Source organism: Lysinibacillus sp. FSL K6-4013 (assembly GCF_038630435.1).
GTDB classification, from domain to species: domain Bacteria; phylum Bacillota; class Bacilli; order Bacillales_A; family Planococcaceae; genus Lysinibacillus; species Lysinibacillus boronitolerans.
In genome coordinates, this window is sequence record NZ_CP152031.1 from 451537 (window position 1) to 472319 (window position 20783).

The window sequence follows — 20783 nt, forward strand, 5'->3', positions numbered from 1 at the left end:
GGAAAGAATATGAAAGAAGTTTTTTCCTATGTAAAGCCATATAAATGGACAGCTATTTTTGCTTTATGTTTAATGCTTTTAGAATTATTTGTGGAGCTAGTGCAGCCACTCATTATGGCCAAAATAATCGATGAAGGAGTAAGGGCTCAAAATCAAGGAATGGTTTTGCAATGGGGGGCTGTTTTACTTGCGCTATCTTTTGTTGCCTTTCTGGCGGGCATTATCAATTCTTATTTTTCTTCCCATACAGCTCAAAGCTTTTCGTATGATCTTCGAAATGCCATGTTTGATAGGATTCAATCCTTTACGCTAGCAACCTATCAAAAATTCTCCACAGCATCGCTTATTACGCGATTAACAAATGATGTCACACAAGTACAAACAGTGCTGTTTATGAGCTTACGTATTATGCTTCGAGCGCCACTTGCTGTTATAGGAAGTATTATTATGGCTTTTGTCGTAAATCCGAAATTGGCTTTATTTTTGGTGATCGGTGCACCGATCATTTTTATTTTTCTTATTTTTATGGTGGCAAAAGGTGTGACTTATTTTGGACGTGTACAAAAGAGGGTTGATCGTTTAAACAGGGTTTTACAGGAGAATTTACAGGCAATACGATTAGTGAAGGCTTACTTAAGAGGAGCATATGAGGCTACACGCTTTGATGAAGTTGCATCGCGGTTAAAAGTTGATACTGTGAAGGCTTTACGCATAATGGAATATATTATGCCGGTTCTTTTGTTAATTATGAATATGAGCCTGCTTGCAGTTTTATGGTTTGGTACAAAACAAATTGCGACAGGAACAACGCCGCTTGGAGATATTGTGGCTATTGTGAATTATGCAATGCGTATGACAGGCTCATTTTCAATGTTCGCGTTTATTATTATCTTCTACGCACGTGCCAAGGCATCTGCAGAACGTATGGCAGAAATCCTTTCGATTGAAAATGAGGTTGAAGATACGTCCCTTATAGAAGAAGTAGGCCATGCAACACAATATGGAGAATTAACGTTTGACCATGTTAGTTTTACTTATCCAGGAGGAGATGTTCCTGTTTTGTCAGATGTGAGCTTTCAAGTTAAATCTGGTGAGAAGCTTGCGATTATGGGGGCTACTGGTGCGGGAAAATCAACATTATTACAGCTCATTCCTCGTTTCTATGAAGTAACGCAAGGCAGAATACTTGTCGAGGGCCAGGATGTTCAACATTGGGACTTACAAGAGTTACGGGAAATAATTGGCTATGTCCCTCAGCAGTCATTGTTATTTACAGGAAGTATTGCAGATAATGTGCGTTGGGGAGATACACAGGCTGAAATGGATGCTGTACTACAGGCTACAATGCAGGCACAAATACATGCATCTGTTGAAGAATTTCCAAATGGTTATGATACCAAGGTTGGGCAAAAAGGTGTTAATTTATCGGGAGGGCAAAAACAGAGATTATCCATAGCTAGAGCTCTTTTGAGAAAAGGACATATTTTAATGCTTGATGATAGCACTAGTGCCTTAGATGTTAAAACAGAACAGTCTTTGTGGGAGGCATTGAGTGAAGAAAAGGCGACGATGCTTGTTGTGACGCAAAAAATACGTACAGCAAAAGGTGCGGATCGCATTTTACTGATTGATGCTGGAAAAGTTGTTGCTTATGGCACACATGAAGAGCTTTTACAGACTTCCTCGCTTTATAAAAAAATAGCTATCTCACAACAGGAGGTGGAGGAATAATGGGATTTTTCCAGAAACCTTTTGGTTATGAACCGATTTTGACAAAAGATGATCTGAAACAGGCTGTGAAGAAAAAGAAGGGGCCACGTGCAGCTGATTGGAGAAGTACATTGCTGCGGTTATGGAAAATTGTCGATGAACAACGTGCACTTCTCATTGTGGTGCTTTTATTAGTGATGATTAGCTCCATATTAGCTTTACTTGGCCCTTATCTAATTGGTCAAATGATTGATCACTATGTTATGCATGGCGAGCTTTTAGGCTTAGGTAAGGGGATTGGCGTATTAATTGCTATTTATGTTTTATTAGCCGTTTCACTTTTCCTACAAAACTATTGGATGATTGGCATCGCCCAGCAAACGATCTATAGATTAAGAACAAGTGTATTCGCTCATTTTCAACGACTGCCAGTGGCATTCTTTGATCGTCGTCAGCATGGTGAATTGATGAGTAGAATGACGAATGATATTGAAGCGGTCAGCTCAACATTGAACAGTTCTTTTATCCAGGTATTTTCAAGTGTACTTACGCTTGGAGGGACCGTCATTATTATGCTCAGTTTAAGCCCATTGTTGACAGTTTTGACGATGATTATTATTCCACTGATGTTTTGGGCGATGCGATGGATTACACGTCGTACAGCACCACTGTTTAAAGAACAGCAGGTAGCTATTGGTGCCTTAAACGGAATGATAGAAGAAACAATTTCAGGACAGCGGATTGTGAAGGCATTTTCACAAGAGGAGCGAATGAAAGCGGAGTTTCGTGAAAAAAGTTTGCGCTTAAAAAGGACTGGTTTTTGGGCACAGACTTACTCAGGTTATATTCCTAAGGTTATGAACTTCTTAAATAATATGAGCTTTACCATTGTTGCAGGTGTAGGAGGAGTTCTCGCATTATATGGACATGTAACGATAGGAGTAATTGTGATATTCACTGAATATGCACGACAGTTTACACGTCCTTTAAATGACTTAGCAAACCAGTTTAATACGGTATTGTCAGCTATTGCTGGTGCAGAACGTGTATTTGCCTTGCTCGATGAACAACCAGAAGCAGAAAACGTGTCAGCACAAAAGCATCAGCTATTGGGATATGTAGCGTTTAAGCAGGTGTTCTTTAAATATGTACAAGAAGAAGAAGGGTACACACTAAAAAATGTAGACTTTAAAGTGGAACCTGGTCAAACGGTAGCACTCGTTGGTGCAACTGGTGCTGGGAAAACGACAATCCTTCAACTTATTGCAAGATTTTATGAGGTCTCAAAGGGAGAGGTATTATTTGATGGTATAAATGTACAGCAAATTGATCGACAATCCCTTCGTTCACAGATGGCCTTTGTCTTACAGGATCCATTTTTGTTTGAGGCTTCTGTTCGCGAGAATATCCGATATGGTCGACTGGATGCGACTGATGCTGAGATTGAGGAAGCGGCCAAGCGAGCTAATGCACATGATTTCATTATGAAACTCAAGGATGGGTATGATACCATTCTTGCTGCGGATGGGCGCGAGATTTCACAGGGTCAAAAGCAATTACTATCTATAGCAAGGGCACTTATTGCTGATCCGAAAATTTTACTATTGGATGAAGCCACAAGCAGTATTGATACTGTGACAGAACTAGCGATACAAGAGGCTCTTGATACGTTAATGCAAGGGCGCACCAGCTTTGTGATTGCACATCGTTTAAATACTGTGCATAATGCCGATATGGTCTTAGTTATGCATAAAGGGGAATTAGTTGAGGCTGGACCACAGCAAAAACTAATCGAATCAGGTGGTCTTTATGCACAAATGTTACATTCATCCTCACACCATCTTGAGGAATAGATGGGAAAAGAGCAATTTCATTTGAAATTGCTCTTTTTTATTGAATTAAAAATGTTATTAATTTGAATAAATAGTATAATTATTATAAAACATTATTAAAACAGAAAGTAGTATATAGTTTAAAAGTAGCAGGTTGTAAAAGGATGAATATCTCTATTTTCGCAGAATTAGTATAATATTTTATAGCTATTATTTCTAGTAAATTTCAGTCACTTTTCTAAATTTTTATAGTAAAAATCCTTTTATTTTCCCATTATATGGAGTAAAATTCTGATTAATAGAGGGGATAAATATATTTTGTTGCCAGCTTATTTTCATTCTTGCTACAATAGGGCAATAGTCTGTTACAGGAACGGAGTAAATGATGAATATTTCAGTGATGACAGTGTCTTTTCCATTAGATGGAGAAACATTGAAAGAAGTAAAGTTTTTATGTGAAGAAGCAACAGTGCAAGATTATCGAGTATATGAAACCATTATGAATGTACCAATGGCTAGCTCTTTCGAGACTAAGGGCTTTATGGTACTAGCGTATGAGGATGATAAGGATTTATTAGTTGGTGCTGCTAGTGCAATTGACTTAATGGGGCTTCATACATATGAGTGGTCATTAGTGGTGACACCTGCATATCGACAAAAGGGTATTGGAACAGCGTTAGTTGAAGGTATACAAGTTGGGCTAGAAGAGAGAGGGGCAGAGGGGCAATTAGCTGTAATAATTGATGGCTCACCTTATGGGCACACATTTATTGAAAACAAAGGTTTTACCTACAGTTTTTCCGAAGCTACTCTAGAAACAAAAGCAGAGGCCGTTACATTACAAAAAGATATTAATATTCAACCCTATAATGGTGAACAAGCTGAACTGATTACTATTTATAGTGAAGCATTTGGAGATTTACCAGAAGAATCAGAAGAGCTTATTGCCTTTAATACATCAAAAAATGGACGAAAGCTTTGGATTGCTTATCGGGATGGCGCAGTTGTTGGAACAGTGACAACGGCTAAGGAAAATGAAATCCAGTGGGTAACAGCACTTGCTGTACATCCGAATTGTGAAGGACAAGGTATTGGGACAGCACTTCTTTCCTTCTCAAAGGATTATGCGAGTAAGGTTGGTGCAGCATTCGTCATGCTAGATGTAGAAGTAGACAATAAAAAAGCACTTTCTGTCTATGAAAAAGCGGGCTTTATGAAAGCGCAGCAAATTGATTATTATGTAAAACAATAGAAAAAAAGGGCTATGAGTGATATAAAATGTACCCTATAAGATAGACACTTTCAAAAAGGTCATCTTATAGGGTATTTTTATTTATAATGAAGAAAAAACGAGCGGTGGTAGATTGTATGACTAAAAAATTTTTTTCGGAACAACAACAGGCACAATTAAAATTAAATCCATACGTCAAAACAGTAAGCGCGAAAGCCATTACTTATACAGATGAATTTAAAGAATTTTTTATTGATGAATACGATAAAGGAAAATATCCAAGTGAAATCTTTTTTGAGGCGGGTTTTGACATTGAAGCCCTTGGTCCAGCTCGTATTCGGAGAGCTTCGAATCGTTGGCGTACAGCTTATAAAGAGCATGGGCTTACAGGCTTAGAAGATGCCAGAAAACATGCTTCAGGTCGCCCTTTAGAACGCGAATTAAGTATAGAAGAAAAATACGCCCGCTTAGAGGCGAAGATGAAATTGTTAGAAGCAGAAAACGAATTTTTAAAAAAGCTAGATCAACTCGAAAGGCAGCTGATAAGGAAGCAATCAAAATAAGTACTACACAAAAATTTGAGTTAATCCATCAAATTATTGAAAAATATCAATTAAAACGGATGGTACGATATCTTTGTGAAATGGCAAAGGTTTCACGCTCAGGCTACTATCGCTATTTTAGAGAAGAAGCTGTCTTAACTCGTCAAAAACAGAATGAAGAAGATGAAGTGGTGAAAGAAGTCATTTTAAAGGCCTTTCATTTCCGAGGACGAAAGAAAGGCGCACGTCAAATAAAAATGACACTAGAAAACCAATATGAAATTACGTACAACCTTAAGCGTATCCGTCGCATTATGAAAAAGTTTAATATTATCTGTCCCATTCGAAAAGCCAATCCAGCGCGTCGTATGGCAAAAGCAACGAAGGAACACCGTATATGCCCTAACAATTTACAGCGCAACTTCAAGCAAGGTGTGGCAGGAAAAGTATTACTAACCGACATCACATATTTAACATATGGAGGCGGTAAACGTGCTTATTTATCAACGATAAAAGACGCCGAAACAAATGAAATTTTAGCGTATGAAGTATCCTCTACATTGGGTATAGAAATTGCGCTCAATACGTTACATAAATTAAAGAAACATCGGCATTTAAGGGAGGATGCCTTTATCCATTCGGATCAAGGTTTCCACTATACGAATCCAAAATTCCGAGCCTTAGTGAAGAAAATTGGCTTAGGACAGTCCATGTCACGTCGAGGAAACTGTTGGGATAATGCGCCACAAGAATCGTTCTTTGGGCATTTTAAAGATGAAACAACTATTAGAGCATGTGAAACGTTAGAAGAAGTAAAGAAAGAAATTAAGAGTTATATGATTTACTACAATCATTATCGAGGGCAATGGAATTTAAAAAAGCTGCCGCCTGCAAAATACAGACAGCAGCTTCAAGAAGTTGCCTAACCTTTTTCAAAATGTCCTTTACAAAGGGTACATTTTAATATTTAATATCAACTCATTGCCCTTTTTTATCATAATCACCTACTATCTTCATATAATATTAATAAGCTTTAAGAAAGGAGCCGTGATCATGCGCATGCCAGCATTGCCAAAGAAAAAGTCTCCTCCGAAGGAAGCCCCTAGCTCATGGTGGAAAGTTGTGAAAGCTTATTTATCCAAAGGGAAGTTTTATAAATTACCACCAAGAAATTAATGATGCAAAGAAAAAAGTCGCCCATTAGCGACTTTTTAATTTTCTAATAAGAACGAACTTTTAGATGGACCGATTAAGTATAGCTCATGCATGGCTCGTGTAAGAGCTACATAAAGTAGCTTTCGGTCAATAGGCGTATCGTAAAAGGGTGTATCATAGGCAGCTACAATGACGGCATCGAATTCAAGTCCCTTAGCTAGGTGACTTGGCACAACAAGTAACATTTCTTGATTAATGGATTCATTTTCCGTTAGTAGTTGTGAAGCAATCTCATTGTCTTTTAATGTCTGTTGTATAGTAATGGCTTCTGCAGTAGTTTTGCAAATTAAAGCAATGGATCGATGGCCATTTTGACTTATGGCTTCAAAGATTTCTTTAATTTTTAAAGCATCAAATTGCTCTGCTTGAATAAAACTTGGTACGCTACCATGACGAACAACAGGTTCTACTAGAGGTAGCTGTTCATTCATTTGCGCTAGAATTTGATTCGCGACTTCCATAATTTCAATGGTTGTTCGATAGCTTTTTTGCAAAGTTCGGAAGGTTGCACGAGGAAATAAGCTTTGGACAGGCTCCCATGCTGTTAATGAGCGATAGCTATGAATACCTTGAGCTAAATCACCGACCATTGTGAACATATCCGTATCAAGACCTGCTTTTAAAGCAGCAAGCTGAAATAAACTATAATCTTGGACCTCATCGATAAAGACTACACGCATTTTCCATTCATCTGCAATGCCTTTTAAACGTGCATGTAAATAGTATAGTGCAGCTAAATCTTCGAGTACCCATTGTTCTTTACGATGTGCCTGCAAAAATTGTTGCTGTTCAAGATAATGCCATTCAGGAGCGAGTTCTGCTAATAGTTCTGCATCGGTGAGAAGGGTACGATAGAGTGTTTTAATATTATGTTTGGTAAAACGACGCATATAAGCTGATGCCGTTGATTTAGCTTCTTTCTCAATGGCGGGAATTCGCTCATCTCGCTCATCGATGAATTTTGTGACAACACGTCGCCGTTTTTCATCATCTCGTATTCCATTTAAGGCTTTACCCAATGCTTCATCGTACTTTTTATGGAGTGTAGCTAAAACAGCCTGTTTTTTTTGACGAACATGGCTTGCTAACACTTTTTTAATATGTTCAAGTCGCTTTTCGATAGGCATATATGAAAATTCATATAAAAATAGCTTCTTCAGGTGGGAGGCGCGCATGATACAGTATTTTTCAATATAGACATCTTCGAATTGTTCTGCGATCTTTTGTTCCAGCTTTTGTAAGTATCGTTCGATGACATCACGATAGTATAGAGAGCCTTTCATTTCAGCAATCCAGGCAGTAGGCTGATGACTACCTCCAGCAACGAGCGACTCTAATTGCTCATTCGGATTTTGAAGCTTAAGCTTTAACTTAGTGGCAGAAAGAACATAGTCTGTAAAAGTAGTTTGGCATATTTTATCGACGCCAAGCTCTGGTAAAACATCGCCTATATAATCAATAAATAACTTATTCGGTGCTAAAATCATGAGCTGCTCAGGATTAAAATGTTCACCCATTGTGTAAAGGAAATAGGATATTCTGTGTAGAGCAATGGTCGTTTTTCCACTGCCAGCAGCACCTTGCACAATGATTGGTTGACGAAGATGTGCTCGAATAATTTCATTTTGTTCCTTTTGAATGGTTGAAACAATTTCAGTTAGACGAACATCTGCTTTTCCAGCCAATGCTTCTTGTAGGAGTTCATCATTTGTTGTTAAGTCAATATCTCGTATTTCGAGTAATTCGCCATTTTCAATCTTGTATTGCCTTTTAGCAAAGAGATGCCCTTTATGAACTTCTCCACGGACATCGTACTCCATATCGCCAAGACGTCCATCATAATAAACATTCGCTACGGGTGAACGCCAGTCAACAATAATGGGCTCATGGGTTTCACGATGAAATAGAGACGTTTTCCCGATATAAAGAAATTCTTCCGGGTCACCTGTTTTTTGGAAATGGATTCTAGCGAAATAGGGCTTCTTGCGAACGGCCTCTAGACCTTCTTTTTGATTACGTGCCATTTCAAAGAATCTGGCATTTGTTAAGATATTTAAATAACTTAAACTTGAATCTAAGTAATCAAGATCGGCCATAGATTTGCGGATATTTTCTTGAGCAGATTGTAAATCTCGTTGTGATTCGTCTAATATTTGTTGCATATAGCCTTGGGTATACGCTAACCGTTCTACTTCAGCCTGAAAATCTGGATGTTGTACAGTCATTTTTTAGCACCTCCTAGGTACTTACAATTTCAAAGTAGATTATCATACTACTATATATAATATTTACCATCAAGTGAAAGCTAAAAAGTTAATTATGCTACTATTACAAGGGGATGAAAGGTTTTTCTTTAATAAAAAATAGAGGAGGTTAATGAATTTGGACATATTTGCACATAGAGGTGTTTCGATAAACTATCCAGAAAATACGATGGCAGCCTTTCAAGCAGCAGCAAAGCTCCCTATAGCAGGGGTAGAGCTAGATGTTCATTTAACTGCAGATAAAGAGGTAGTGGTGATTCATGATGAAACCATTGATCGTACCTCCAATGGCTCAGGCTATGTAAAAGATTTTACATTACAGCAATTGCGTACATTTGATTTCGGTTCGTGGTTTTCGCGGGAGTTCGGAGATGAAGTAATTCCAACGTTGGGGGAAGTGTTAGAGCTTTTTGCAGGTACCAATCATCGCATCAACATTGAACTGAAAACAGACATTATTGCATATGAAGGGATCGAAGCGCTCGTGCTCAAAGAAGTAGCAGCACAGCAAATGACAGAGCGGGTGATCATTTCCTCTTTCAATCATGAATCATTGCAAACAGTATCAAAAATAGCGCCTTATATAGAAAGTGCAGCATTGTTTGCAGAGGTGTTGGTGGATTTTCCTACTTACATTGCTCTTATTCCAGCTAAGGCGTTACATGTAAGTTTGCCAACTTCCTTTCGTAAATCAGTTAAGCTAGCCCTCACTGAAGGTGCAACTGTACGTGTATATACCGTAAATGAGCAACGTGATGCTCGAAGCTTACAGCAACTAGGTGTACAGGCGATATTTACAGATGATCCAGAAAAAATATTACGGGCCTTTAGTTAGAGCAAAGTAGTGACAGGTAGGAGACAAAAAAGCTTCCGTGGAATCATTTGCATTTTCAAAATACCCACGGAAAGCAACGTCTTCTAGAGGATTTGTGCTACCATTTTGCACGATGTTCTTCAATACATCCTAGCATTTGTTGAATAACAAGTGTTTCGCCATTGTCGAGTAAAATGGAACCGTCGTAATAGCCAAATAGTTGATGTACCTCTGATTTAACTAGTTTGGCATTCGTTAGAGCAGTACGCTCAAAAAAAGGTGAAAAGGTTAAGGAAACCTGATTGGAAAATTTTGTGTCCACTTTCCAACGCTGCATATAATCTTCAGAATCATATTGAAATAATAAATCCTCATGTATTTTTGTCATTTTACCATCTACAAAAACAGCATTTTCAGTCATGCCGGTGCCATCTGTCCACTTACCTCCTAAATTAAGTCCAATCCGTCGTCCACGTACTCGTTGAGAGGCCATTCCCCAATTCCATAATGCCTCACGTGGCCATACACCTCGTCCAAAATCTAACACAGCAAAATTCTCCTCAGCTGAGAAATTAAAACGTCGAGTACCAATTGTGACAACACCTGAGGTTGGCAGTATGTGATGCTTACCTGTAAACTGAAATGTTTTACGATTCCAAGGAATAACGACATTTAATGTTTCATCCGTTGGTGGGTGCTGAATGATAAGCTTTGCTCGTAAAACATCTCCATCAAAGTTTGGTATGGAAACAGATAGATGCGTCTCATTTTGTATATATACTAAATCAATCATCATTTCGCTATTTTTAAATGAAACAGATTCTAAAACCTGTGTAGGCATTTTTAATTTACCACCGAAGGGAATTGTGATCGTTTTTTCGAAATAGCGCTGTGTTTCATATTCAAGAAAATAAACGAAGCAGACTGCTGCGTAATCTAGATGACTGATTGTAGCTGAAAACAAGATTTCATCACCGTAGACACACCAATAGTTCCATTTCTTTTTGCGCATGAGATGGCCGCTTAAATTGCTGTTAATAAGTGGCTTGCGTGCAAATCCGATGGCTGCTGGATTTAAATTACCTTTTTTATCGCATAAAAGAGTTGGCTGTAAAATCTCTTTCTCAGCATGCTGCTTCACATTCAACATCCCTTCTGGTCATAAAATAAAATTGACATATCTTTAATCCTTATTGTAGCAAAAATGTTCTTGAAATTGGAAAGGAACATGCTGAATATAATGGATTTCAATAAGAATTATGAGGAAGGACCTAACTAATAGAAATACTTGAATAGACATATGATGGCATGAGGAGGGGATGTATGGCAAAAATGTATAATAGGCAGGCTGCAGTTCAATATGCTAATTTGTGGTGGAACAGACGTAATCCAGCTTTTCCAAACTTTGATGTAGATTGCACGAACTATATATCTCAGTGTTTACTTGCAGGGGGGGCACCAATGCGAGGTGCACCAAATAGAGATAAAGGCTGGTGGATTCAGCAAGGAAATTGGAGCTTTAGCTGGTCTGTTGCCCATTCATTACGATGGTATTTAGAAGGGTCTACGACTGGATTGAAGGGTAGACGTGTACAATATGCAGAAGAACTAGAGCTTGGAGATGTCATTTTTTATGATTTTCAAGGGAATGGAAGAATTGACCACTCTGTTATTGTTACAAGTATTCAAAATGGTATTCCATATGTGAATGCCCATACCTCAGATAGTATTAATCGACCTTATTTTTATGAGGATTCCACTGCCTATACGCCAAGCATGACCTACTTTTTCTATCATATAGATGACAGCTTTGCTTAAGGACAGGTAGTTTTAAAGCATACAAATTTATGATAATGTGAAAGATAGAAGAGATAAACTCTAATATGTTGTCTTATGGTAGAAGGAGAATTGATATGAGCGAACAAATTTTATCTGTTAGAGATGCAATTATTCAGCGTCGTTCCATTAAAAAGTTTAATGGTCAGCCTGTGGAGCGTGAGGATTTAATGGCTATTATTGACGATGCGGTATGGGCTCCAAACCATGGTAATCGTGAGCCGTGGCGATTAGTTGTTGCCTGTGGAAAGGAATTAGCAAACCTTCATCAGCTATTACGTGACCTGACAATTCCGAAATGGCAGGAGCTTTCAAGTGAAGATTTAGCGAAGCAGATGTTGAAATTTACATTACCAGGTGGCTATGCCTTTGTGATCGTGCCAGAGGATGTGCGTCAAAAAGAACGTTTAGAAGATTATGCAGCAGCAAGTACATTTATTCAAAATATCCAATTACTTGCATGGGATAGAGGCATAGGCTCTTGCTGGAAAACGCCAGGCTTCCTAGATAATCCTAAATTCCGTGAAGCATTAAAGGTGCAGCCAGGTGAGCGTGTCATTGCTATGCTACAAGTTGGTTATTTTGATGAAGTGCCAAAAGGCAAAGAACGCAAACAAGCAGCTGATATCGTTACGATTTTTGGTGAGTAATCAAACAAAAAAATCCCTTCACCTTAAAAGTGAGGGGATTTTCTAATTACTCGATATTTATTTTTGTAATGCTGAAACCTCATATAAATAATCACTAAGAACACGTAAGCCTTTATCAAAGTTTTCTAAATGGAAGTGTTCATTTGGTGCATGGAAGTTTTCACTTGATAGACCGAAGCCCATTAACACCACAGGTAATTCTAAAATTTCATCAAACGCAGCGACGATAGGGATGGATCCACCGCCACGTGTGTATGCTGTTGGTACATTATACACTTTTTCATAGGAGCGTCCAGCAGCCTGAATAAATGGATGATCGAAAGGCGTTAGAAATGGACGGCCTTTATCGAATTCAGAAATGTTGATCTCTACACCAGCAGGTTTGTGCTTTTCAACATGTGCTTTTAAAAGTGCCACGATTTCATCGGGCTCTTGATTTGGTACAAGACGGCATGTGATTTTAGCGCCAGCTTCAGCTGGTAGCACTGTTTTGATGCCTTCACCTGAGAAACCACCAAATACACCGTTAACCTCTAGTGTTGGGCGCGCCCAAGTTCGTTCTAAGTAAGAATAGCCTTGTTCACCGAATAATTCTTTTACGCCAACTTCCTGTTTAACAGATTCTTCATCAAAGCCAAGTGCTAGATAGGCTTCACGTTCCTCTTCAGTTAATGGCAACACTTTGTCATAGAAACCTTCAACTTGAATCGTACCATGCTCATCACGGAAAGATGCTAAAATTTCAGCCAATGCATGAATGGCATTTTGTACGCCACCACCATAAAGACCCGAGTGTAAATCTCCCTTAGCTCCACGAACATCAATTTGAATGCCTGTTAAGCCACGTAGTCCATAGCACACAGCAGGCTTACCAGGACCATAAAGTCCCGTATCGGAAATTAAAATTAAATCGGCTGCTAGTTTTTCTTTATATTGTTCAACATAGGCAGGGAGATGAGGGCTACCGATTTCTTCCTCACCTTCATAAATGAATTTAACATTGACTGGTAATGTCCCTGTTGTAGCAAACAATGCCTCGATCATTTTTAAGTGCATAAATACTTGCCCTTTATCATCACTAGCGCCACGAGCAAATAATTTATTGTCTCGAATCGTAGGATTAAACGGCTCACTATCCCATAAATTTAAAGGATCCACAGGTTGAACATCATAATGACCATAAAATAAAATAGTTGGTTTACCTTCAGCATGTAGCCAATCTGCATAAACAACAGGGTGTCCAGCTGTTTGTGTAATAGAGATATTTTCAAGATTTAGTTTTTCGAATGCACTGGCTAGCCATTGAGCTGCATGTTGAATATCTTCTTTATGTTCTGATAAAGAACTGATACTTGGAATTCGTAAAAATTCATTCAGTTCATTTAAATGTGCCTCACGATGTTCTGTAAAATAAGCATCTATTTGCTGTAAATTAGTCATCTAGTATCCCTCTTTCCAATATTTCGATAATAGAAATAGTATAGCACAATTTGCTTTTAGGAATCTTAAATTGTCTTGAAAGATTACACATAGCACCTACAAAATAAACCACAAGAGCTAAATAGCAATTGTGGTTGAGTCTTACTTGAGTAGTTTAAAGGGATCAGACACACCAGCCAGACGCTTCATACCATTAATGGCTAGAACTGCATGATTACATGTACTAGCTATCAGGCTATTCAAAGTCCCATTAGTGAGCAGTATAACCGCCATCAACAAGAAGGGTTGTCCCATTGACGAAGCTTGCGTCATCGCTAGCTAAGAAGAGAACGGCTTTAGCGATTTCCTCTGGTTTACCAAGACGACCTTGTGGATGAAGGGATGCTAAATATTCTTTCTTTTGAGCATCCACTTCAGCCAGTAGAGGGGTGTCGATATAGCCAGGACAAACCGCATTTACACGAATACCCTGTTTAGCGTAAGCAGTACATAGGTTTTGTGTTAATAACTTTACGCCACCTTTTGCAGATGAGTAGGCTGTAGGGTTTGGTAAGGCAACGAAGCTATGAATTGAACCAGCGTTAACAATGACGCCACCTGTTCCTTGAGCCAGGAATTGTTCAATGGCATATTTATCAGAAAGAAATACACCTGATAAATTAATATCAATTGTTCTTTTCCATTTTTCGAAAGAAAGCTCGTGTGCTGGTGCATCGTCAGCTACGCCAGCATTTGCATACATAATATCAAGTTTACCGTATTTAGTAACGGTTTCTTTTATCATGTTTTGAATGTCTGCTTCATTTGTTACGTCAGTTTTCACGAAGAGTGTATCAAAACCATTGTTATTTAATTCTTCAGAGACGCTTTGTCCACGATCAGAAAAATCGGCAATAACCACTTTAGCTCCTTCTTCTACAAAGAGACGAACTGTGGCTTCACCAATACCACTAGCCCCACCTGTAACAATTGCTACTTTATCTTTTAGTTTCATATTAATGACCACCTTTAATGTTATTTTGCTGTTGCTCCGCCATCAATGACGAATTCTGCACCTGTTGAGAAGGAAGACTCATCAGAAGCTAAAAACAATACAGTTTGCGCTACTTCCTTAACTGAGCCCAAACGTCCTAATGGGAATAAATTTTTGCCTAATTCATCTTTTGAGCTTCCTGTTGTTGCTGATGCATAGTCTGCCATACCTGTATCGATGTAGCCAGGATGAATAGAATTGACACGTACGCCATATGGAGCATATTCCATAGCAGCGTCTTTGGTCATAATGCGAACAGCTCCTTTGCTAGCTCCATATAAGACGTGACCAGCAGCACCTGTTAAGCCTGCAATAGAGGAGGCATTAATAACAGATCCATGATGTTGCTCAGCCATAAGTGGCATAATATGTTTCATACCTAGGAACACACCTGTCACATTAATGGACATTAAGCGGTTCCAGTCAGAAAGCTCGATTTCTGCAAGTGGTTTTATGATATAAATACCTGCATTATTGAAAAGAATATCGACTTTGTTAAATGTTTTTATTGATTCATCTGCAACCTTTTTCCAGTCTTCTTCATTACTAACATCGTGACGGATAAATAATGCCTCACCGCCAATAGCTTGAATATCACGGACTGCCTCGTTACCAGATTGCTCATTTATATCAGTAATAACTATTTTTGCTCCTTCTTTAGCAAATAATAGTGCAGTTTCTTTCCCGATTCCTGTACCTCCACCTGTAATAATGGCCACTTTATTTTCTAATCTCATTTCAAGCACGCACCTTTCATTATTTCTGGTTATATGGTTACCTTAGGATTCAAAAGTATTCGCATTATTTAGCGATACTTTCATCTTACTCCTTTCAATTTGAAATACTATCCTATAAGATGCTGTATAATATAGTGAGTGAATATCCTCTATTTATAGGGGTATTTTAGTGTGAAGGAGAAGAATTTCCTATGACGCATCCATTTCAGTCAATTGAAGAAGTTACACTTCAAGAGTTTGTGTTGTTTATTAAAATTCATCATAAGCAAATTGAAGAGAATACAAATATCTACCTTAATCTAGAACCTTCTATAACTGGGGCAGATCGAAAAAGAACAGCAATGCTATTAGATTCATTTTTGCGTTTAATGACACATGCAAATATCGAGGAATTAAATAATGATGATAAGTATTTTTTTAACACATGGCTTCAATCACAGTTGTCCATTATTGATAGGAAGAGCTTTAATTTATTCCAATTAATTTTCGAGAAAGCATTGATTACTTTTATGATTCAACAGAAGAGTAGTCGAACGAACGCCATCTTCATGTATGTATTATCGACATTTACGTTACTTGTAGAGCTTTATTATGACTGTGAGGGAGATAACCAAACTAGTAACATCGCTAGCGAAAATCAGAAAATTAGGCATCTACAGCTATTAGATAGGCTTGATAAATTGCTTATTAGTTCCTCAGGTTATCAGGATTTAGCGCTGATTTTAAAAAAATGTGAAGAGTATTTTAGTTATAAAAGATGTGTATTTTACGCATATGTCCCATGGTCCAATCATTTTTATGGAGTTATTGGCGCAGAGCTTCCTAAGGTGCAAAGCATGAAAGGGGAGTTGACTGGGGAAAACACAATACTTAGTTCAAGAAAACCCATTTATTTAAAAAATCCTAAAAATTACTTGAAAGAAGAGCATATCCAATTATTTAATTTATCCTCGATTATTTTTATTCCCATTTTGCGTCAAGATCAATTATTTGGGTGGTTAACATTTGATCAGCTAGGGGAGGAGTTTGATTGTACAAAGGAAGAATTAACACTCCTTGAGGAAGTAGGGAAGCGTTTAGGTTTATTTTTATCACGTAAGGGCGAGAAGGTAGAAAAGAATACAGTGCTTCATTTAACTGAAAGGGAATCGATGATACTTGGCCTGCTTGCCGAAGGATATGATAATAAAAAAATTGCTGGTTTATTATTTTTAAGTGAGCATACTGTCAGGGATTATGTAAGCAGTCTTATGACAAAGCTCAAAGCAAAGAATCGAACACAGGTCGTTGCCTCAGCCTTTCGTCTAGGACTGTTAAGCTAAAACACCCAATGCACTTCTATATAGGAGTGCATTTTTTGTTTCTTCAAATGCTAATTAATATTCTGACAATAAATACTATTGAAAATATAGTTTGATTAATAGGTAACTATTGTCATCAAAAGCTTTTTTGGAGGGAAAGCAGTATAGTAGTAAAACAATTTTTACGAATATTACAAGTGAAAGCGATTAAGCTTACACGATTGTAATGAAATTGAAAGCCAATGCGATAGAGTGTAATACATTATTTTGCGAGAATGTGTATAGAAGCAAGAACAAGAAGCGGAGGCATACACAATGAATGAAAAATTAGAAGGCGTATACGAGGAATACAATCGTTATATATATCATTTATGTTTAAAACTAACTCGCAATAATATAGAAGCTGAAGATTTAATGCAAGAAGTTTGGGTTAAGGTTGTACGCTATGAAGATAGCGTGGCCGAAGTAGAGCATATTAAAGCTTGGCTAACAACTATTACAATGAATACATTTAGAGATCGCTATCGTAAAAAAGTACGACGTAGCAAATATATGATGAACCAACCTGAAACATTAGACGTGCCGATTCTAGATTTGGTTCCCAATAACGATATTTCTACAGAAGAAAAAATTGAAAAGGACATTGTAACAAAACTAGTCCAGGATAAAATGGAGCAATTAGATGCTATTTATAGAAAGACTTTATGGTATTTCTACATAGACCAATACTCACTTGCAGAAATCTCTACAATTATGAAAGTTTCCATTGGTACTGTGAAATCTCGTTTATTCCGTGCAAAGGCTCGATTAAAAGAAATGCTCATGTCAGATACAGCTATTGTGGAATCTGTGCTACCAGCGTAATAAAGCAGATTGGTCGCACATCACAGTACTTAGACGGAAGTATTTGGTCGACTAATCAAAAAAGATGCATTCGCAAACAGTTGCAAATGCATCTTTTTATTGTGCTTTAATCTGGTCGATTTGTCTCCACATCCAATAAACATTTAGAGAAAATAGTTCGTAAGGTTTGCAGTTCCTCCGCTGTTAGCATACCAAACATATTATTAATGATTTCGCTCACTTGTTGACGAGATTCTTTTAATATGTTTTCACCGTCAGCCGTAATGACTAGTTGAGAAGCACGGCGGTCTGTGGCATGCTGTGTTTTTTCAATAAAGCCACCATTTATCAGCTTGGTTGTTAAAACAGTGACACCACCAGTAGTTACTTTTAACCGCTCAGCAATAGCAGAAGGGCGTTTTGGGCCCTCCTGCGATAAGTAGTCTAAAATTAAAATATGGGATTTTGAAAAGCCGAGTACATTATGATTATTCCACTCGTTTGCCCACTTACGCTCAATAGATGAAACGACTTCAAACAACGAGGTAATGGCTTTTTGTTTTTCTTGGTCCATAGAAGGTCATCTCCAAAACTGTTTTAACTTTCTTGTGCCAATCTTGTCATCGCATTTAATTCGTAAGCACGTACTTTACGTGGGATAAAACGACGGATGTCCATCTCATTGTAACCAACTTGAATACGTTTTTCATCTATTATAATAGGGCTACGCAACATTCTTGGGTGTGCCTGAATGATAGCAAATAGCTCTTGAATAGAAAGTTGGTCGATGTCGATATTTAAGTTTTTAAAGTCATTTGAGTTTGTTGCAATGATTTCATCTGTGCCATCTTCAGTCATACTTAGAATTTCTTTGAATTCTGCAAGTGTAAGTGGATGAGATGTAATACGTTTTTCTTTATATTCTATGTTGTGATCTTTTAACCATTTAAGTGCTTTTCTGGATGAAGAACAGCTCGCTTGTGAGTAAATTGTAACTGTCATTCTTCATTCCTCGCTTTCTTTTTTAGATTATATTTTACAAATAGCTTATTAGTAAGTTAATAGTTTATATATATATCTTACTAGTAAGCTATATATAAATCAATAGTTAATTGAAAAAATTTCTCAATCGAATTATTATTTTTTCAGTTATATTAAAATATACGAAGATAAGCGTAAAAAGTTTCGTTTATTCAGCTTACAATGATGTAAGTTATGTTAACTCTATAGAAAATGTCTTTTTAAGCTATAAAATCCATGTTGAATTAATAGGAACTACTAGAATTCTAAGTTGTCTCGTAGGAGAGAGTTAGTTGGAAGTAGGGGTAAAATTGTTAGTCCACTGATTATAGTATGTTTAAATGAGGCTATTTATACATAGAAGTTAAAAAAATTTAAAAGAGCAGCCCCATAACATGTTGGAGCTGCCCTTGAAATAATTAGTCTTGGCCTTGTTGTCCAGAAGTAAACCAATCTTGAACATTCCAGACTTTTGTTACGAGTCCTTCATAGAAATCAGGTTCGTGACTTACTAGCACAATGGTACCTTTAAATTCCTTCATGGCACGTTTTAATTCATTTTTTGCATCTACATCTAAATGGTTTGTCGGTTCGTCGAAGAGTAGCCAGTTAGCTTCCTCCATCATTAATTTACATAAACGAACTTTAGCTTGCTCGCCACCAGATAATGAATTAAGTGGACGTGTAATATGGTCGGTTTTTAGACCTGCTCTTGCTAAAGCTGCACGTACTTGGGCTTGTTCCATAGAAGGGAAGGCATTCCAAACATCATCTATCGGTGTGATTTTCTCTGCTTTTACTTCCTGTTCGAAGTAAGAAGGATACAGGTAGTCACCACGGACTACTTTCCCGCCAAGCGCATTAATTTTACCTAACATTGTTTTTAATAATGTGGATTTACCCACACCGTTCATACCGACTAAAGCAATTTTTTCCCCTCGTTCAATAGCAAAAGATAGTGGGGGAAGTAATGGCTTGTCTTTATCGTAACCAATAACTAAGTTCTCGGCCTCTACAACATAGCGGCTAGATGAACGGGCTTCTTTAAAACCGAATTCTGGTTTTACAGCTGTTTCTGGGCGATCTATTCGCTCTAAACGATCAAGTTGCTTAGCACGTGATTTTGCACGACCAGTAGTGGAGTAACGTGCCTTGTTTTTGGCTATAAAATCTTCTTGTTTTTTGATGAATTCCTGTTGCTTTTCATAGGCTTCAATATGCTGACGTTTATTAATTTCAGCAAGTTCAAGGAATTTTTCGTATGTTGCAGTATAACGAGTTAACTTTGAAAATTCTAGTTGGAAGATGACATCCACTGTTTCGTTCATAAACTCTGTATCATGTGAGATTAGAAGGAAGGCATATGGATAGTTCTTTAAATAAATTTTCAACCAAGTAATATGTTCTTCGTCAAGATAGTTCGTAGGCTCATCTAGTAAAAGTACTTTTGGTTTTTCTAATAAAAGCTTAGCAAGTAGTACCTTTGTGCGTTGTCCACCAGAAAGAGCAGCTACATCACGCTCTAAGCCAATGGCATCAAGTCCAAGTCCACGTGCCACCTCTTCAATTTTCATATCTAATGAATAAAAATCTCCTGCATCTAATGCATCTTGCACTTCTGCCATTTGTTCTAAAAGTACTTCTAATTCTTCAGGCGTTGCCTCTGCCATCTTGCCAGTAATTTCATTCAGTTCTTCTTCTTTTTTATATAATGGTAAAAAGGCATCGCGTAATACTTCACGCATGGTTCTACCAGCCGATAGGACGGTATGTTGGTCTAGATAACCATAGTGTGTACCAGGCAGCCACTCAACTTTTCCTGTATCGTGGATCGTTTGACCTGTAATGATGCCCATTAAAGTAGACTTACCGACACCATTCGCTCCTACAAGTCCAATATGATCACCTTCCACTAAGCGAAACGATACATCTTTAAAGAGTGTACGATCACCGAAAGAGTGACCTAAATTTTCTACTGTTAATATTGCCATATCTGTTCCTCCAACTATCTTTCTTGTTTACATTTTATAGTTCTGCAAGTTGCTTGTTAAGTTCGGCTAATTGTGCTTCCATATTCGCAAGACGTTGCTCTGCCTTAGCTACCTGATCATTGTGCCCAGTGGACTCCAACTTTTCTATATCACCTTGTAAATTGATATAGTCCATTTTTAACTCTCTAATTTGGTATTCAATATCACTTTTTGTTGGCATGATGACTACTCCTTTTGAGAATGTTTTTATAGTGAATGCGTGTAAAAGCGATGGAGGTTTTAAGAATCCCCCACCGCTTATTCTTTAAAATCAATCGGGTACTT

The 20783-nt window shown here is 37.7% G+C and carries 20 protein-coding genes; 11 read left to right on the plus strand and 9 right to left on the minus strand.

Features of this window, described 5'->3' with window-relative positions:
* The first annotated feature begins 9 nt into the window (after positions 1-9).
* The 6 genes from MHB39_RS02210 to MHB39_RS02235 all read left to right on the plus strand — a co-directional run bounded on the left by MHB39_RS02210 (position 10) and on the right by MHB39_RS02235 (position 6491).
* Positions 10-1731 (plus strand): ABC transporter ATP-binding protein, encoded by a 1722-nt coding sequence (locus tag MHB39_RS02210; protein ID WP_342545736.1) that lies wholly within the window; start codon positions 10-12, stop codon positions 1729-1731.
* Positions 1731-3563: an ABC transporter ATP-binding protein gene (locus MHB39_RS02215; RefSeq protein ID WP_342545737.1), complete on the plus strand. Its 1833-nt coding sequence runs from the start codon at positions 1731-1733 to the stop codon at positions 3561-3563. The genes MHB39_RS02210 and MHB39_RS02215 overlap by 1 nt, the downstream gene beginning before the upstream one ends.
* A gap of 361 nt (positions 3564-3924) precedes the next feature.
* Positions 3925-4794 (plus strand): GNAT family N-acetyltransferase, encoded by an 870-nt coding sequence (locus MHB39_RS02220; RefSeq protein WP_244905043.1) that lies wholly within the window; start codon positions 3925-3927, stop codon positions 4792-4794.
* Between the two features lie 116 nt (positions 4795-4910).
* Positions 4911-5336 carry an HTH domain-containing protein gene (locus MHB39_RS02225; RefSeq protein WP_058844812.1) on the plus strand — a complete coding sequence of 142 codons (426 nt, stop codon included), beginning with the start codon at positions 4911-4913 and terminating at the stop codon, positions 5334-5336.
* Positions 5279-6241: an IS3 family transposase gene (locus tag MHB39_RS02230; protein ID WP_231745103.1), complete on the plus strand. Its 963-nt coding sequence runs from the start codon at positions 5279-5281 to the stop codon at positions 6239-6241. Before MHB39_RS02225 ends, MHB39_RS02230 begins: the two co-directional genes overlap by 58 nt.
* A 127-nt stretch (positions 6242-6368) precedes the next feature.
* Positions 6369-6491: a hypothetical protein gene (locus tag MHB39_RS02235; protein WP_004229664.1), complete on the plus strand. Its 123-nt coding sequence runs from the start codon at positions 6369-6371 to the stop codon at positions 6489-6491.
* Between the two features lie 35 nt (positions 6492-6526).
* On the opposite strand, the gene helD is transcribed toward MHB39_RS02235, so the two are convergent.
* A complete protein-coding gene (gene helD, locus MHB39_RS02240) occupies positions 6527-8755 on the minus strand; it encodes an RNA polymerase recycling motor HelD (protein ID WP_342545738.1) in 2229 nt (742 codons plus the stop codon).
* A 157-nt stretch (positions 8756-8912) separates the two neighbouring features.
* Between helD and MHB39_RS02245 the strand changes: the two genes are divergently transcribed.
* A complete protein-coding gene (locus tag MHB39_RS02245) occupies positions 8913-9629 on the plus strand; it encodes a glycerophosphodiester phosphodiesterase (protein ID WP_342545739.1) in 717 nt (238 codons plus the stop codon).
* Positions 9630-9726: 97 nt separating this feature from the next.
* Here the strand turns inward: MHB39_RS02245 and MHB39_RS02250 are convergent, their stop codons facing one another.
* Positions 9727-10749, minus strand: coding sequence for a DUF2804 domain-containing protein (locus MHB39_RS02250; protein ID WP_333006206.1), 1023 nt, complete (start codon positions 10747-10749; stop codon positions 9727-9729).
* Between the two features lie 182 nt (positions 10750-10931).
* On the opposite strand from MHB39_RS02250, the gene MHB39_RS02255 reads away from it, so the two are divergent.
* Together MHB39_RS02255 and MHB39_RS02260 are read left to right on the plus strand one after the other, a co-directional pair.
* Positions 10932-11426, plus strand: coding sequence for an amidase domain-containing protein (locus tag MHB39_RS02255; RefSeq protein ID WP_036078108.1), 495 nt, complete (start codon positions 10932-10934; stop codon positions 11424-11426).
* A 95-nt stretch (positions 11427-11521) separates the two neighbouring features.
* On the plus strand, positions 11522-12094 hold the full coding sequence (locus MHB39_RS02260) for a nitroreductase (RefSeq protein WP_016992008.1): 573 nt from the start codon (positions 11522-11524) through the stop codon (positions 12092-12094).
* Between the two features lie 57 nt (positions 12095-12151).
* On the opposite strand, the gene MHB39_RS02265 is transcribed toward MHB39_RS02260, so the two are convergent.
* The 3 genes from MHB39_RS02265 to MHB39_RS02275 form a co-directional block, all read right to left on the minus strand.
* Entirely contained in the window at positions 12152-13534 is a 1383-nt protein-coding gene (locus MHB39_RS02265) for a dipeptidase (RefSeq protein WP_036078110.1), read from the minus strand.
* Positions 13535-13784: 250 nt separating this feature from the next.
* The gene (locus tag MHB39_RS02270; RefSeq protein WP_048393318.1) at positions 13785-14528 is read right to left on the minus strand and encodes a glucose 1-dehydrogenase; all 744 of its coding nucleotides are present in this window, start codon (positions 14526-14528) and stop codon (positions 13785-13787) included.
* Positions 14529-14548: 20 nt separating this feature from the next.
* The gene (locus tag MHB39_RS02275; protein ID WP_342545740.1) at positions 14549-15304 is read right to left on the minus strand and encodes a glucose 1-dehydrogenase; all 756 of its coding nucleotides are present in this window, start codon (positions 15302-15304) and stop codon (positions 14549-14551) included.
* 191 nt (positions 15305-15495) lie between these two features.
* On the opposite strand from MHB39_RS02275, the gene MHB39_RS02280 reads away from it, so the two are divergent.
* Both MHB39_RS02280 and MHB39_RS02285 read left to right on the plus strand, forming a co-directional pair.
* Positions 15496-16626: a LuxR C-terminal-related transcriptional regulator gene (locus MHB39_RS02280; protein WP_342545741.1), complete on the plus strand. Its 1131-nt coding sequence runs from the start codon at positions 15496-15498 to the stop codon at positions 16624-16626.
* Positions 16627-16920: 294 nt separating this feature from the next.
* On the plus strand, positions 16921-17469 hold the full coding sequence (locus MHB39_RS02285) for an RNA polymerase sigma factor (RefSeq protein WP_036078118.1): 549 nt from the start codon (positions 16921-16923) through the stop codon (positions 17467-17469).
* A 106-nt stretch (positions 17470-17575) separates the two neighbouring features.
* Here the strand turns inward: MHB39_RS02285 and MHB39_RS02290 are convergent, their stop codons facing one another.
* The 4 genes from MHB39_RS02290 to MHB39_RS02305 form a co-directional block, all read right to left on the minus strand.
* The gene (locus MHB39_RS02290) at positions 17576-18022 is read right to left on the minus strand and encodes a MarR family transcriptional regulator (RefSeq protein ID WP_009371643.1); all 447 of its coding nucleotides are present in this window, start codon (positions 18020-18022) and stop codon (positions 17576-17578) included.
* Positions 18023-18045: 23 nt separating this feature from the next.
* Positions 18046-18450 carry a transcriptional regulator Spx gene (spx, locus tag MHB39_RS02295; RefSeq protein ID WP_004225558.1) on the minus strand — a complete coding sequence of 135 codons (405 nt, stop codon included), beginning with the start codon at positions 18448-18450 and terminating at the stop codon, positions 18046-18048.
* A gap of 437 nt (positions 18451-18887) precedes the next feature.
* Positions 18888-20459: an ABC-F family ATP-binding cassette domain-containing protein gene (locus MHB39_RS02300; RefSeq protein ID WP_342545742.1), complete on the minus strand. Its 1572-nt coding sequence runs from the start codon at positions 20457-20459 to the stop codon at positions 18888-18890.
* Positions 20460-20493: 34 nt separating this feature from the next.
* The gene (locus tag MHB39_RS02305; protein WP_016992348.1) at positions 20494-20679 is read right to left on the minus strand and encodes an SE1832 family protein; all 186 of its coding nucleotides are present in this window, start codon (positions 20677-20679) and stop codon (positions 20494-20496) included.
* Between the last annotated feature and the right edge of the window lie 104 nt (positions 20680-20783).